We start from the raw sequence: 12,965 nt of genomic DNA, 5'->3' as shown, positions 1-12,965 counted from the left end.
CCCATCTCGGCCTTGACTGGGGTCAGGCCGTGGCGCTTTCGGGTTTGATCAAAAAGTGCTCTCTGTAAAAGCGCAATTCGTCAATCGACTCGAGAATGTCAGACAGTGCAGTGTGCTTGGTTTTCTTGACAAACTGCTTGCTCAACACCGGGTTCCACCGCTTGCACAACTCTTTCAGAGTGCTGACATCCAGGTTGCGGTAGTGAAAATAGGATTCCAGTTCCGGCATGTATTTGGCCATGAAGCGGCGATCCTGACAAATGCTGTTGCCACACATGGGGCTTTTGTTGGGTCCGATGTAAGTGGCCAGAAACTCCAGCAACAGGGCCTGCGCCTGTGCCTCATCAATGGTGGACTCCTTGACCCTTTGTGTCAGCCCTGAACGTCCGTGTGTGTTGGTGTTCCACGCATCCATGCCAGCCAGCACTTCATCACTTTGATGCACGGCAATAACCGGGCCGTGGGCCAGCACTTCAAGATTGCTGTCGGTGATCACCACAGCCACCTCGATAATGCGGTCATTGAAGGGATCAAGCCCGGTCATTTCCATGTCGACCCACACCAGTCGAGAGTCGTCGCGTGGCGGGGTTGTTGCGTCTGAAGAGGAAGTTTCGCTCGCTTGTGACATAATAAAAGCAGTACCTGAATAATCAACAATCAAGGCTGTATTGTCGCACACGGTGACGCACAGCCTCCCGCTGAAAGTGGTGAGAAGTCTATGGTTTTTACGATCCTGTTCCTGATGATGGTTGCGCTCAGCGTCGGCCTTCGCCTCTGGCTGGCCAGCCGACAAATTCGACACATCGCCCAACACAGCGATGCGGTTCCAGATGCCTTCACTGGGCAGATCAAACTGGAGGCGCATCAAAAAGCAGCGCGTTACAGCATCGCAAAAACCCGTCTTGGCATGATCAACCTTTTCATCGAGACTGCGGTGCTGCTGGGTTTCACCCTGCTGGGCGGCCTGCAATGGATTCAGTCATACACGGCCAGCATGGGTCACGGGCTGTTGTCTGGCCTGGCCTTGGTGGCCGCAGTGGGTTTCATCAGCTCCCTGATTGACCTGCCTCTGGCTTACTACAAGCAATTCAAACTGGAAGCCGATTTCGGTTTCAACCGCATGACCAAAGCCCTGTTCTTCGGCGATTGGGTCAAAGGACTGGCGCTGGGCGCAGCCATCGGCGCACCACTGCTGCTGGTCGTGCTTTACCTGATGCGTGAGGCGGGCCCATTCTGGTGGGTTGCAGCGTGGCTGGTGTGGTTCGGTTTCAGCCTGCTGATGATGTGGCTGTTTCCGACCGTAATCGCGCCCTTGTTTAATAAATTCACACCACTTCAGGAAGGCGACACACGCAATCGCATTCTTGAACTACTGAAGCGCTGCGGATTCGACTCTGACGGCCTGTTCGTGATGGACGGCAGCAAACGCTCCAGCCACGGCAACGCTTACTTCAGCGGCATGGGCAAAGCCAAGCGAATCGTGTTTTTTGACACCTTGCTTTCAAGACTCAATGACGATCAGATTGAAGCCGTGCTTGCCCATGAACTCGGACACTTCAAAAAGAAGCACATCACCAAACACTTGGTGTTTTCAGGCCTGTCCAGCTTCGTCCTGTTTTTTGTGTTGGGTCAATTGTTAACCGCACCTTGGTTTTACTCGGGCCTGGGTGTTACGCCCGATTTCATCAACGGTCCACACGCCATGGCTCTGGTGCTGTTTGCCATGACATTGCCCTATTTCACCTTTCCGTTCAGGCCGCTGCTGTCGTGGCTGAGCAGAAAACATGAATTTGAAGCCGACGAATATGCCGCCCAGCAAAGCGCAGCCCAGCATTTGGTGAGTGCACTGGTCAAACTGTACGAAGACAACGCGTCCACCCTGACGCCCGATCGCCTTCATTCTGCGTTTTACGACAGCCATCCACCTGCAGCCATACGAATCGCCCATCTGAAATCGCTCGGAGCGCTGACTTGAAATCGATGAAAACGCCCAGACCCCCTTCAGATTGGGAAGGCGAGAAATGCAGGCACATCACGGCCAAAGACCAATGGTCTCTCTCGGAAATTCAAGCCCAGCTTGCCCTGTTTGACGGCTGGTCGGTGCAGACCAGCGCACAGGAAGGCAAAGCAATCAGCCTGTGGCGTAGTTGGCAGCCGGGGCAGTTCGGCGCGGTGAAGGCCATGGTTGATTGCACATGCCAGCTGGCTGACCAGGAAGATCACCACCCGGAAGTGACCTTTTCCTACGGTGCCATTGAAGTGCACTGGAGCACCCACAGCGCGGGAGGTATTTCTGACAATGACTGGATCTGCGCAGCCAAGCTGGACCGATTGTTCAAAGGGCTGAACTCTGTTGAAACCTGAGAAACACGGCAAGGCGGCACTGATCGGGGCAACGGTGATTGCCAGCTACGGGCGTCACAGCCTTGCCCGCAGTGAGGACCAGACCCTTTGGCAGGTATTTGGCAAGGGAAAACGCCGAGAGGTGGCGGTGGGTGACCGCATTCTGATCCAACCCAGCGGTGACAATCAAGCCTGGGTCGAACAAATCGAAGCGCGACGAAATCTGTTGTATCGATCTGATGCCATGCGAAGCAAGTTGTTTGCATCCAACCTGGATCAAACCATTCTGGTACTGGCCAGCAGCCCGCCCTATTCCACCGAACTGCTTGGCCGCACCTTGATTGCCTGCCAAACGGCCGGTGTACCCTTGCACATTGTGTTCAATAAAACCGATTTGCTGCAAGGCGAAAACGATCGCAAAGACATCGAAAAACGCCTGCACCAATGGACCCACGGTGAAGTGCCCATTCATTTTTTAAGCGTTCGGACACAGGCTGAACAGGCCAAAGAACTGCTTCAGTCCCTGCTAAAAAACAAGTGCTCACTGATTCTCGGTCAATCCGGCATGGGCAAGTCCACCTTGTTGAACCTGATGATTCCACATGCTGTGGCAGCCACCAATGAGGTGTCTATCGCTTTGAATGCCGGCAAGCACACCACGACGCACACCCAAATGTTCGAAGGTGAAAACGGAATTCGGCTGATAGATTCGCCTGGCTTTCAGGCTTTTGGCCTGAATCACCTCAGCCCGGACGAATTGAAAGATGCCTTCACCGACATCGCACACCAGGCAATGCGCTGTCGATTTGCAAATTGCCAACACAAACAAGAACCACAATGCGCGGTCAAAATTGCAATTGAAGAAGGGGAGCTGTTTGCACCGCGTCTACAGTTGATGCAACTGTTGCTCGACGAAATTCAGACCACACACTATTGAGTTGATCAAGGCAGCAGACCGACCACGGCCAGGAGCAAAGCCAAGCCGAGCCAGACCACAATGCTGCGAAACAGCAGACGCCTGAACAGCATCAATGCGCTGGCACCGCCGGTGCTGTCGCTTCGCCCCCGAGTGGCGTCGCCCGACAAACCCACCGCGGTAAGGCAAGCTGCAGCCAGAGGCGCCCTGTTCGAAAAGCGGGAATGCAAGAGCGCCTGACGCCAGGCAAACAAGGTGTCGTCAAACTGGGCAAGCAAACCAATCGTCAATCCCAACAGTCGAGTGGGTATCCATTCCAGTGCGTACAACACAAACCGAGGGTTGGCGATGGCCTGAATCCTTGATTTTGCCCAGAGCTCGGACATCGTTGGATGTTCAACCGCGAGTTCAAGTTGCTGGTGTCGCGCTTTGTCCTGCGTGACGCTGTACAACACGCCCAGATAGAAGACCAGCAACACGGGCCCTGGAATCAGCAGGAACAGGAACACCGGCGCAAAATACTGACGCAAAGCCCGTTCGGCCCCATGACTGACCGCATCGATCATCAATTCTTCCGGGTTGTGGATGTGAGGCTCATTCAGACCATAGGTTTTGTGCCAGTCCAGATAAAGCTCGCGAGCGCGATAAAAATCGCCCTGGTTCAGAAAGAGCTGAAGGTTGGTAAACACCTCGGCCATTTGCCGGAAACGCAGCGCGTACACCAGCACGAACAGGCTGAACAAACCCGCAAGCGGCGAATACAGGTTGTTCAAAAAACGGTGGGCCAACCAAGCCAAACCACACCACACCAGAACTGGAACCACCCATTGCAGGACCACCAGCGATGGCGCACCCAAACGGTCGAACCGCACTTCAAACTGGACACTGAACTGCTGAACCCTGGCCTTGAACGCATCCAGGGGATCAGTCGACAGAAAAGTCTCCAGAATGACAGCCAGGATCAAGGCGAAAAAAGCCAAATCACACCCCTGCGCCGAGGAAGTGATGGAGGTTGCGAAGCATGGCAGCCGTGGCTCCCCAAATGAAGTAGTTTTTGCCGCTGTAGGGGTCTTCGTAAGGCATGGCGTAAAACCGTCTGGGTCCTTTGGGTGTTTGCAAGGTCTTTTGCTGATGATTGGCGGGGTTCATCAGGAAGGAAAAAGGTACCTCAAAGACCTCTGCGACCTCAAACTCATCGGGCTCCAGATGAAAATCGGGTTGCACCAATGCAACAACCGGCGTCACCATGAAATTGGTGGCTGTCTGATACACAGGCATGTGGCCGAGCACGTCCACATGGCGGGGGTGTAGCCCGGTCTCTTCCTGGGCTTCCCGAAGCGCCGTGGCGATGGCATCCCTGTCCGAAGGTTCGCTGCGCCCGCCCGGAAAACTGATCTGCCCGGCATGGTCGTTCAAGTGAGCCGTGCGCAAAGTCAACATCACCTGCAGACCATCGGGACGTTCAACCAAGGGCACAAGAACCGCCGCATCGGCAGGGTCGCGGTCGGTGAAAAAACGTTCTTCAAGGGGCTCCGGCTGCCACTGAACCTCGTTGATTCGGGCAAAGAGTTCACGCAACCAGCCAGACGAAATGTGGTCAAACCAGTCCATGCTCATGCGGCCAACCCAAACAACATCAATTCGGCGAACTGCTTGCGCAGCACAGGTGTAAATTCCATGACATTGAGTGCGGCCTGCCGCCCTGCACCCAACAGCGGGTTTTGATTGGAAAAGCCCTTGACCATCCAGTCGGTGGCCCGGATCACAGCCTGTCGGTCTGTTTTACGTGCAGACTCGAATTCTTCAAGGGTCACCATCAGTCGGATTTCGTCCTGAACCAGATCGGGATCCATGGCACGCACCAATTGTGCAGCGTCCCGCAAGCCCAAATTCAAGCCCTGCCCAGCCACAGGGTGAAGGATCTGTGCCGCATTGCCAATGGCCACCCGTCTGCCTTGAACGAGCTTTTCCCGCCAATTCATACCCAGGGGAAAGGCCCCTTTGCGCCCCAATTGGTCCAAACGGACACGTCGCCCGAATTTGGAACGCAACAGCGCGGCAAAATCGGCGTCCGACATGGCCAGCCTCTGACGAGTCAGCTCGCTGGGCGCACACCACACCAGCGAGTAGCGACGCTGATCTGGTGAAATCGGTAACAAGGCAAGCGGCCCTTCTGGCGTGAACCGCTCGAATGCAACCGTGTCCTGACCGTTCAGAAGTGCGCTGTCCACAGTGACTTCCACTTCTGACACCAAGGCCATCTGGTTGTAATCCACCACGGCATCGCGCTCACCTGCCTCGCCATACAAGCCGCCTTCGGCGTCGATACGCAAGCAGCAGCTGTATTCAGTGCCATCGGCCAATTCGAGAATCTCGATGGACTCCTCGGCGCTTCGGTGGGCATATCGCACCTCGCAGGGCCTGAAAACCGACACCCCACGTCGCTCAAGGGACTCACTGAGACAATGAACGAGGTCCCCGTAACGCACAGTCCAACCCAAAGCGCGTAGACCGAGCTCACTGGCACTCATGCGCACCTGTCCAAAACTGTTCTTCTCAGACACATGGATGTGGTGAATGGGCACAGCCTGAACGGGAAACCCAAGGCTGGACAGGCGCAGACGGGTTGCATCGGACAAAGCGAGAATACGTGGATCCTTTTGGACCTCTTCCAGGCCTTTGGCGTCAAACACGGCAATACGGGAAGCGCGATCCGGGCCCCAGACATTGGCCAGCCACCCCGCCACTGCCAGCCCAACCGGGCCGGCGCCCACAATGGCGACATCAAAATGGGTCGGGCTGGCCATGTCAGCCCCGACCTGCCATGACAGCGTGAATTTCATCCACTGTTTTTGGCGCGTCCACGGTGTAAATTTCACAGCCGTCCGAAGTCACCAACGCGTCGTCTTCAATTCGAATGCCAATGTTGTGAAAAGCCTCGGGCACGTCTTTCGATGGGCGAATGTACAGGCCGGGTTCAATGGTCAGTACCATGCCGGGTTCCAATTTGCGTGAAGTGTGTGGTTCAACACCGTCTTCTGGCTTGGCTGACGGGTCCCTGTAACTGCCACAGTCATGCACATCCATGCCCAGCCAGTGGCTGGTGCGATGCATGTAGAAGGGCTTGTACAAGGCCTCTGCGATTGCGTCCTGAAGGCTGGCATTGATGACACCCAGGTCGATCAGCCCCTGAGTCAGCACCTCAACGGCAGCATTGTGCGGGTCGTTGAAACGCGCCCCAGGCTTGGTGGCGTCGATGGCGGCAGCCTGCGCAGCCAGAACCACTTCATAGACGGATTGCTGGGCTTTGCTGAACTGGCCGCTGACCGGAAATGTTCGGGTGATGTCAGACGCGTAATTGTCCAGCTCGCAGCCGGCATCAATCAGCAACAAGTCCCCTGCTTTTAATTTTGCATTGTTGGCCCGGTAGTGCAAAACACAGGCATTTGCCCCACCTGCCACAATTGATCCATAGGCCGGGAATTCGGAACCATGGCGCCGAAAGTGATAGAGCAACTCGGCTTCGACTTCGTACTCAAAGCGACCTGGTTTGGTCGCTTGCATCGCCGCACGGTGGGCCTGGGCCGATATGTGTGCCGCTTTGCGCATGATACCCAGCTCGGCAGCGTCTTTGAAAAGGCGCATTTCATCCAGCAAATGACTGACATCGACCACGGCAGAGGGTGCAGTCACACCAGACCGGGCCTGAGCACGCACAGACTTCAGCACCTCAGCAACCGCGCCCTCAAGGCTGTCGTCCTCACCCAGACGCAAGAAGACCGCCGGCTGATTGGCCAACAAGGCGTTCAGCCCCTCTTCCAGTTCATCAATTGAACTGGCCTGGTCAAAACCGAAACGCTTTGCGGCCGCCTTGGGGCCAAAGCGAAAGCCATCCCAGATTTCGCGCTCTTCGTTTTTGTCGCGACAAAACAGGATAGACCTGGATTGGCCTGTGACCCCATCGACTGCCAACGCCAGACAGGCCTCAGGTTCCGGAAAGCCCGTGAGATAATAAAAATAGCTGTCAGAGCGAAACGGGTAATCGCTGTCGCGGTTGCGCATCACCTCGACGCCGGATTGCAGCAAGACCACACCGCCGCCGAGTGCGGCCACCTTTTGAGCCAGCTTGGCCCTTCGATCTGCATACAAAGCCGGTTTTTGGGTGGGGTAGTTGCTCATGTCAAACTGCTTCCTTCTTGCCATTCAAGTATTCGTTCAATGCCTGCAAACGCTCAGGCGTGCCGATGTCCATCCACAAACCCGGGTGATGGGCGCCTGTGACAGCGCCCTTTCCCATGGCCGCACGCAACAGGGGCGCAAGCTTTTCAGGTCTGTTCAATTCTAACCCTTCAAACAAGGCCGGGCGATAAACGCCCAGACCAGAAAAGGTGTAAACAGGCTGCGCCCTGAAGCGGTCATCATCCGGCACCGCAACCCTTCCATCGCTGGACAAGGCAAAGTCGCCCCCCGGATGATGCTGCGGATTGTCAACCAGCCACAAATGCGCCAGCCCGGCGCTGGGCAAGCTCTGAATCACGGACGCCGCGCATCTGTAATCAAGATCTGTGAAAACATCGCCATTGACCACAAAAAAGGGATCGGGCTTCAACCATTCGAGGGCTTTGCGTATTCCGCCTGCAGTCTCCAGTGCGACCGTCTCGCGTGAACAGGTAATGCGTGCACCCAGTTGACTGCCGTCGCCTAAAAAAGCCGCAACTTGATCAGCCAGGTGAGCGCAATTCACGACGATGTCTGTGAAACCCGCACGCACCAAAGCCTCGATGTGCCATTGCAACAGAGGCTTGCCCCCTGCTTTCAACAGGGGTTTGGGGCATTGATCAGTCAAGGGTCGCATGCGCTCACCGCGACCTGCTGCAAGAATCATGGCCTTCATGATCAGAACGAGTAGGCCACTTGCACCGCCTTGTCCTCAAGGCGATCCAGAATGAGCAACAGCGGTTTGAATGCGATGTAACGCGCAGCCACTTTGCGCACGTACTCAAGCACCAGGGGTAGATCATTCAAATACTGGGCTTTGCCGTCCCTGTGGTTCAGCCTCGCGAAGATACCGAGCACTTTGAGGTGTCGTTGCAAGCCCATAAAGTCAAACTGGCGGTAAAACTCGCCAATGTCAGCGGGAACCTTCAAGCCAGCCTTTCTGGCCTCTTCCCAGTAGCGGATTGTCCAGTCCAGGGTTTGCTCTTCAGGCCATTGAATGTAGGCGTCTCGCAAAAGGCTGACCAGGTCATAACTCAGTGGACCAGCCACTGCATCCTGAAAATCGATGATACCCAGCTCGGGGGTTTGCTCAGTGCCCGGCAACAGCATCAAGTTGCGACTGTGGTAATCACGGTGTACAAAAACCTGCGATTCAGCCAATGCACTTTGCACCAGCAAATTTTGAATGCCGGCCAGCCAGTTTTTCTCCTGGGTGGTTAATTCTGCGCTGTGATGGACCTGAATAAACCATTGCTCAAAAAGTGCCATCTCGGAGAGCAATTTCTCGGCCGCATACAAAGGCAAACCGGCCACAGAGGTGCGCGTCTGCATGTGAACCAGATCGGAAATGGCCCTTCGATACATGGACTCGGATGATGCCCCCTGCCCCAAGGCCTGCAAAAACGTGGTGTTGCCAAAGTCGGTCAACAGCAAAAAACCATCTTGCAGGTTGGCGGCCAGAATGTCGGGCGCGTTGAGTCCGGCCACTTTCAAGGCATGGGCCACATGCAAGAAAGGCTTGACGTCTTCTTTGTCAGGGGGCGCGTCCATCACGACATGCGTTTTGCCGGTGCCCGTTTCGGCCACACGAAAGTAACGGCGAAAGCTTGCATCACTGGAAGCTGCTGAAACCGTAGACAAATCAAAACTGTAGCTTGTTAGAGTGGCCAGCCACTCCTGCATTTTTTGTTGACGCAATTCACACATGAAACAGTGCATTCCGGATAAAGTGGATTCAGATGCCTATAATAGTACCTGCCTGCTGGCCTTGGCTGGCCCGAACCCTTAATTGATCGAATGTCGCGCTTGAAGAAAAGCCCCCCTTCACTGGCCAATGCCAATCAGCCCCGCAAAAGCACTGTCGCAGTGGCCTTGGCGGCCTTGTTGTTTACTCAGTGCGCTTTTGCACAGCAGGCCGACCCCAATTCACCGGGCAAAGATGAAGACGGCCCGGTGAAGCTGAAGATGGACGGCAAAGCCCGTATAAGTCCAAAGCAGATACCCGAAGACGACGCCACTTACATCAATGCAGACAAGCTGTACGGCAACGGCGATCAGGAAACCTTCCTGGAAGGCAACGTTCAAATCAAGCGCAAAGACGTGCAGATCAACAGCGATTCCGTCACGTACTCACCCATCACCGACGAGGCGAAAGCCAAAGGCAATGTGGTTGTGCAACAGCCTGGCATCGTCCTGAAAGCGCCCTCGGCGTCGGTCAAACTGGGTTCCAAAGAAACCGAGCTGAATCAGCCCACCTTTGAGCTGGAAAAAATTCACGGTTCCGGCAAGGCCAGCAAAGCCCTGTTTGACGGCATTGATACGCTGACCCTTGAAAATCCGGATTACACCGTGTGCAAGGTGCCCTCGCCTTCACAGGCCGACAAAGGCGACTGGTACATCAAGGCTGACCGGCTTGAGCTCGACCAAGGCGATGAAGTGGGAAGGGCCACGGGCGCAACCGTGGTGTTCAAAGACACCCCGATCCTGAAAGCGCCCTATCTGTCGTTCCCGACCACAGACCGGCGTAAAAGCGGTTTTCTGGCGCCCTCGTTCGGCACAGTGTCCAACAGCGGCGCTGAACTGACCCTGCCCTACTACTGGAACATCGCGCCGGACAAAGACATGACGCTTTATCCGAAGATCATCACAGGCCGTGGATTTCAGCTGGGTACGCAGACCCGCTACATGACGCAGAACAACCTGAGTGAACTGAAATACGATTTTCTGCCCAACGACAACAAAACCAGTACCAACCGCTACGCATTGTCACTTCAGGACACTTATCGCAAAGGCGATTATTCAGCGGGTTTGAATGTCAACAAAGTGTCTGATGACAACTACTTCGTTGACTTTTCACGTTCACAAGCCGTGGCCTCGCAACGCGTGTTGCTGCGCGAAGGTTTTCTGGGTTATGACGCCGGCCCCTGGCGCAGCAATGTGCGCGTGGTCCGCCAACAAACCCTGCAGCTGCAAAACGACATCATCGTAGCGCCTTACGATCGCCTGCCTGAATTGAATGTGGCCATGAGCCCAACCCGTTATGGCGACACTTTCGTCAGTGCGGTCGGGCAATTCACCGATTTTGCAAACCCGGGTTCCAACACCACGCGGGTTGCAGGCTCCCGGGCAGTCAGCCGGGCCAGTGTGTTCATGCCCATCAACCGGTCTGCGTTTTCATTCACACCCAAGCTGTCGGTTCAAGCCACTTCCTACAACCTGACCAACCAGGCACCGGGGTTTGACTCGCACCCTTCCAGCATCATTCCCACGGCTTCACTGGACAGCACGGTGTACTTTGACCGCAAAACCACCTTTTTTGGCCAGGACGTCAATCAGACGCTTGAACCACGCCTGTATTACCTGTACACGCCTTACAAAGACCAATCGGCGCAGCCCCTGTTTGACACGTCGGTCAGCGACCAGACCTTCTCGCGCATTTTTTCTGAGAACCGGTATTCCGGTTACGACCGGGTTGGTGACGCCAACCAGGTCACGCTGGCCGTCACCAGCCGGTTCAACCGGGTTAACACCGGCGAAGAGTTGTTCAGTGCCGCAATTGGGCAAAGGCTGTATTTGAAATCGCCGCAGGTCATCCTGCCAACGGTGGAGAGCCCGCTCAACAACAAGTCCGATTTTTTCATCACTGGCAGAGGGAAAATCACGCGCGACATCACACTGGATGCAACCAGCCAGATCAGTCCGTCCACCGGTCAGCAACAACGCGGCAACATCAATGTCAGTTATGGGCCTTCGATCGGCAAACAGCTGAATGCCGGTTACCGGTACACCCGTGGCCAAATCAACCAGTTTGACGTGTCCGGCCAATGGCCGGTCTCCAATCGATGGTCGGCGGTTGGCCGAGTAAACTACTCCGTCCTTGAAAGCCGATTGATCGAGGGTGTTGCGGGTCTGGAATACAGCCCTGGGTGCTGGGCCGCGCGCGTGGTTCTGCAACGTTTTGCCACAGCCCCTTCCCTGCAAACCACCTCGATTTTCCTGCAGCTTGAATTGACGGGGCTTGGCCGCCTGGGCTCAAACCCGTTAGACTTGCTTTCCCGAACAGTGCCGGGCTACACGCCTTTCTCAGGCAATTTTAATCCTCAGTAGAATTTCGTTATGAAAAACATTCGACATGTCCTCCTCCTTCTCTGCGCGATCGGTTTGTCGCAGGGGGCGCTCGCCAAAGGCCTGAAGATAGAGCCCAATGCTGCGCCTCTCGGCAAAATGGCAACCGAGCTGGGACAGTCGTCCACTCAAGAGGTCAGCACGATTGACGCCATCGCTGCGGTTGTGAATGACGACCTCATCACCACCAGCGAGCTCAATCGCAAAGTGGCGCTGATCGAACGGCAAATGATGGCCACTGGCGCTCAAATGCCGGACCGTCACACCTTGCAGATGCAGATTCTCAACCGAATGATCATGGACCGGGCTCAACTGCAAATGGCCAAACAGGAGGGCATCCAGGTCGAAGACAGTCAGGTTGAAGCCGCCATGGAGCAAGTGGCCAACCGCAACAACAAAAGCCTCGATGAGTTTCTGGATGCCTTGAAGCGCCAGGGTCTGTCTGCCGATGGGTTTCGGGACGAAGTGCGCAATGAGCTGATTATCGGCCGACTCAAAGAGAAGGAAGTCGATTCCAAAATCAAGGTGAGTGACGCCGAGGTGGACGCTTACCTCAGCAACGCTTCTGGCAAGGGTGGCAGCAATCCACCTGAGGTCAACTGGATTCAGATTCTGGTGAAAGTGCCAGCCAACGCCGACAAGAAAATCGACGAAGCCGACAAGGCCAAAGCCGAGGCCATCGAAAAGGCGCTTCAAGGCGGTCAAAGCGCAGCTGATATTTTTCAGGCCAACCCCAACGTCAAGATTGACGGGACCGGCAACATGGGCTGGCAAACCTTTGACAACATTCCGACTCTTTTCTCGGCATTTCTGTCCGACAAACCCATCGACAGCACCACCATCATTCGTAGCCCGAATGGCTACCATGTCTTGAAAGTCGTTGGTCGCAGACAGGGTGGCGTAAACCTGGATTCAACCCCAATCACCCAGACCCATGTCCGGCACATCCTGATCAGGGTCGGCCCGGATGTGTCAGACGCCGAGGCCAAACGCCGATTGAATTTTGTGCTTGAACAACTGAAAAGTGGCGCTGCCGACTTTCAAACCATGGCCAAGCGGTATTCTCAAGATGGCTCTGCCGCAAATGGCGGAGACCTGGGCTGGCTATACCCTGGCGACACAGTCCCCGAATTCGAGCGCGAGATGGACAAACTCAAACCCGGAGAAATCAGCCCGGTGTTTCAGAGCCGTTTTGGCTACCACATCCTGCAAGTGGTTGAGCGACGTCAGCAGGCAGCCTCTGAAGAGCGGCAACGACAGGCCGCCAAGGCCGCAATTCGGGCCGGTAAGTCCACTGAAGCCTATCAAGACTGGCTGCAGCAGTTGCGGGATCAAACCTTCATCGACATTCGCTTGAAGTAAA

The 12,965-nt window shown here is 55.5% G+C and carries 12 protein-coding genes; 5 read left to right on the top strand and 7 right to left on the bottom strand.

Going from position 1 to position 12,965, the window contains the following annotated elements; genetic code table 11:
• Positions 1–22 precede the first annotated feature (22 nt).
• A complete protein-coding gene (orn, locus tag QQJ87_RS06740) occupies positions 23–628 on the bottom strand; it encodes an oligoribonuclease (RefSeq protein ID WP_284280726.1) in 606 nt (201 codons plus the stop codon).
• 90 nt (positions 629–718) lie between these two features.
• On the opposite strand from orn, the gene QQJ87_RS06735 reads away from it, so the two are divergent.
• The 3 genes from QQJ87_RS06735 to rsgA are packed head-to-tail and all read left to right on the top strand — an operon-like array spanning position 719 to position 3,280.
• Positions 719–1,975 (top strand): M48 family metallopeptidase, encoded by a 1,257-nt coding sequence (locus QQJ87_RS06735; protein WP_284280725.1) that lies wholly within the window; start codon positions 719–721, stop codon positions 1,973–1,975.
• Between the two features lie 5 nt (positions 1,976–1,980).
• Positions 1,981–2,364, top strand: a complete 384-nt coding sequence (locus tag QQJ87_RS06730; RefSeq protein WP_284280796.1) for a 4a-hydroxytetrahydrobiopterin dehydratase — start codon at positions 1,981–1,983, stop codon at positions 2,362–2,364.
• Positions 2,354–3,280: a ribosome small subunit-dependent GTPase A gene (rsgA, locus tag QQJ87_RS06725; protein ID WP_284280724.1), complete on the top strand. Its 927-nt coding sequence runs from the start codon at positions 2,354–2,356 to the stop codon at positions 3,278–3,280. Before QQJ87_RS06730 ends, rsgA begins: the two co-directional genes overlap by 11 nt.
• A 5-nt stretch (positions 3,281–3,285) precedes the next feature.
• Here rsgA and QQJ87_RS06720 read toward each other — a convergent pair whose 3' ends face one another.
• Genes QQJ87_RS06720 through QQJ87_RS06695 form a run of 6 tightly spaced genes read right to left on the bottom strand, consistent with a single transcriptional unit; the run spans position 3,286 to position 9,184 of the window.
• The gene (locus tag QQJ87_RS06720) at positions 3,286–4,239 is read right to left on the bottom strand and encodes a CobD/CbiB family protein (RefSeq protein ID WP_284280722.1); all 954 of its coding nucleotides are present in this window, start codon (positions 4,237–4,239) and stop codon (positions 3,286–3,288) included.
• A 1-nt stretch (position 4,240) separates the two neighbouring features.
• The gene (locus QQJ87_RS06715) at positions 4,241–4,876 is read right to left on the bottom strand and encodes a CoA pyrophosphatase (RefSeq protein WP_284280720.1); all 636 of its coding nucleotides are present in this window, start codon (positions 4,874–4,876) and stop codon (positions 4,241–4,243) included.
• Positions 4,873–6,066 (bottom strand): FAD-dependent monooxygenase, encoded by a 1,194-nt coding sequence (locus tag QQJ87_RS06710; protein WP_284280718.1) that lies wholly within the window; start codon positions 6,064–6,066, stop codon positions 4,873–4,875. The genes QQJ87_RS06715 and QQJ87_RS06710 overlap by 4 nt, the downstream gene beginning before the upstream one ends.
• Before the next feature lies 1 nt (position 6,067).
• Complete coding sequence (locus QQJ87_RS06705; RefSeq protein WP_284280716.1) at positions 6,068–7,438, bottom strand: aminopeptidase P N-terminal domain-containing protein; 1,371 nt, start codon at positions 7,436–7,438, stop codon at positions 6,068–6,070.
• Between the two features lies 1 nt (position 7,439).
• Positions 7,440–8,153 (bottom strand): N-acetylmuramate alpha-1-phosphate uridylyltransferase MurU, encoded by a 714-nt coding sequence (gene murU, locus QQJ87_RS06700; protein ID WP_284280715.1) that lies wholly within the window; start codon positions 8,151–8,153, stop codon positions 7,440–7,442.
• A gap of 2 nt (positions 8,154–8,155) precedes the next feature.
• Positions 8,156–9,184: an aminoglycoside phosphotransferase family protein gene (locus QQJ87_RS06695; RefSeq protein ID WP_284280714.1), complete on the bottom strand. Its 1,029-nt coding sequence runs from the start codon at positions 9,182–9,184 to the stop codon at positions 8,156–8,158.
• Between the two features lie 99 nt (positions 9,185–9,283).
• On the opposite strand from QQJ87_RS06695, the gene QQJ87_RS06690 reads away from it, so the two are divergent.
• Positions 9,284–11,584: an LPS-assembly protein LptD gene (locus QQJ87_RS06690; protein WP_284280713.1), complete on the top strand. Its 2,301-nt coding sequence runs from the start codon at positions 9,284–9,286 to the stop codon at positions 11,582–11,584.
• Positions 11,585–11,593: 9 nt separating this feature from the next.
• Complete coding sequence (locus QQJ87_RS06685; RefSeq protein ID WP_284280712.1) at positions 11,594–12,964, top strand: peptidylprolyl isomerase; 1,371 nt, start codon at positions 11,594–11,596, stop codon at positions 12,962–12,964.
• Position 12,965 lies beyond the last annotated feature (1 nt).

Origin of the sequence: Limnobacter litoralis (genome assembly GCF_030160455.1) — a bacterium.
GTDB lineage: Bacteria > Pseudomonadota > Gammaproteobacteria > Burkholderiales > Burkholderiaceae_B > Limnobacter > Limnobacter litoralis.
This window is presented reverse-complemented; position numbering and strand designations above follow the sequence as displayed.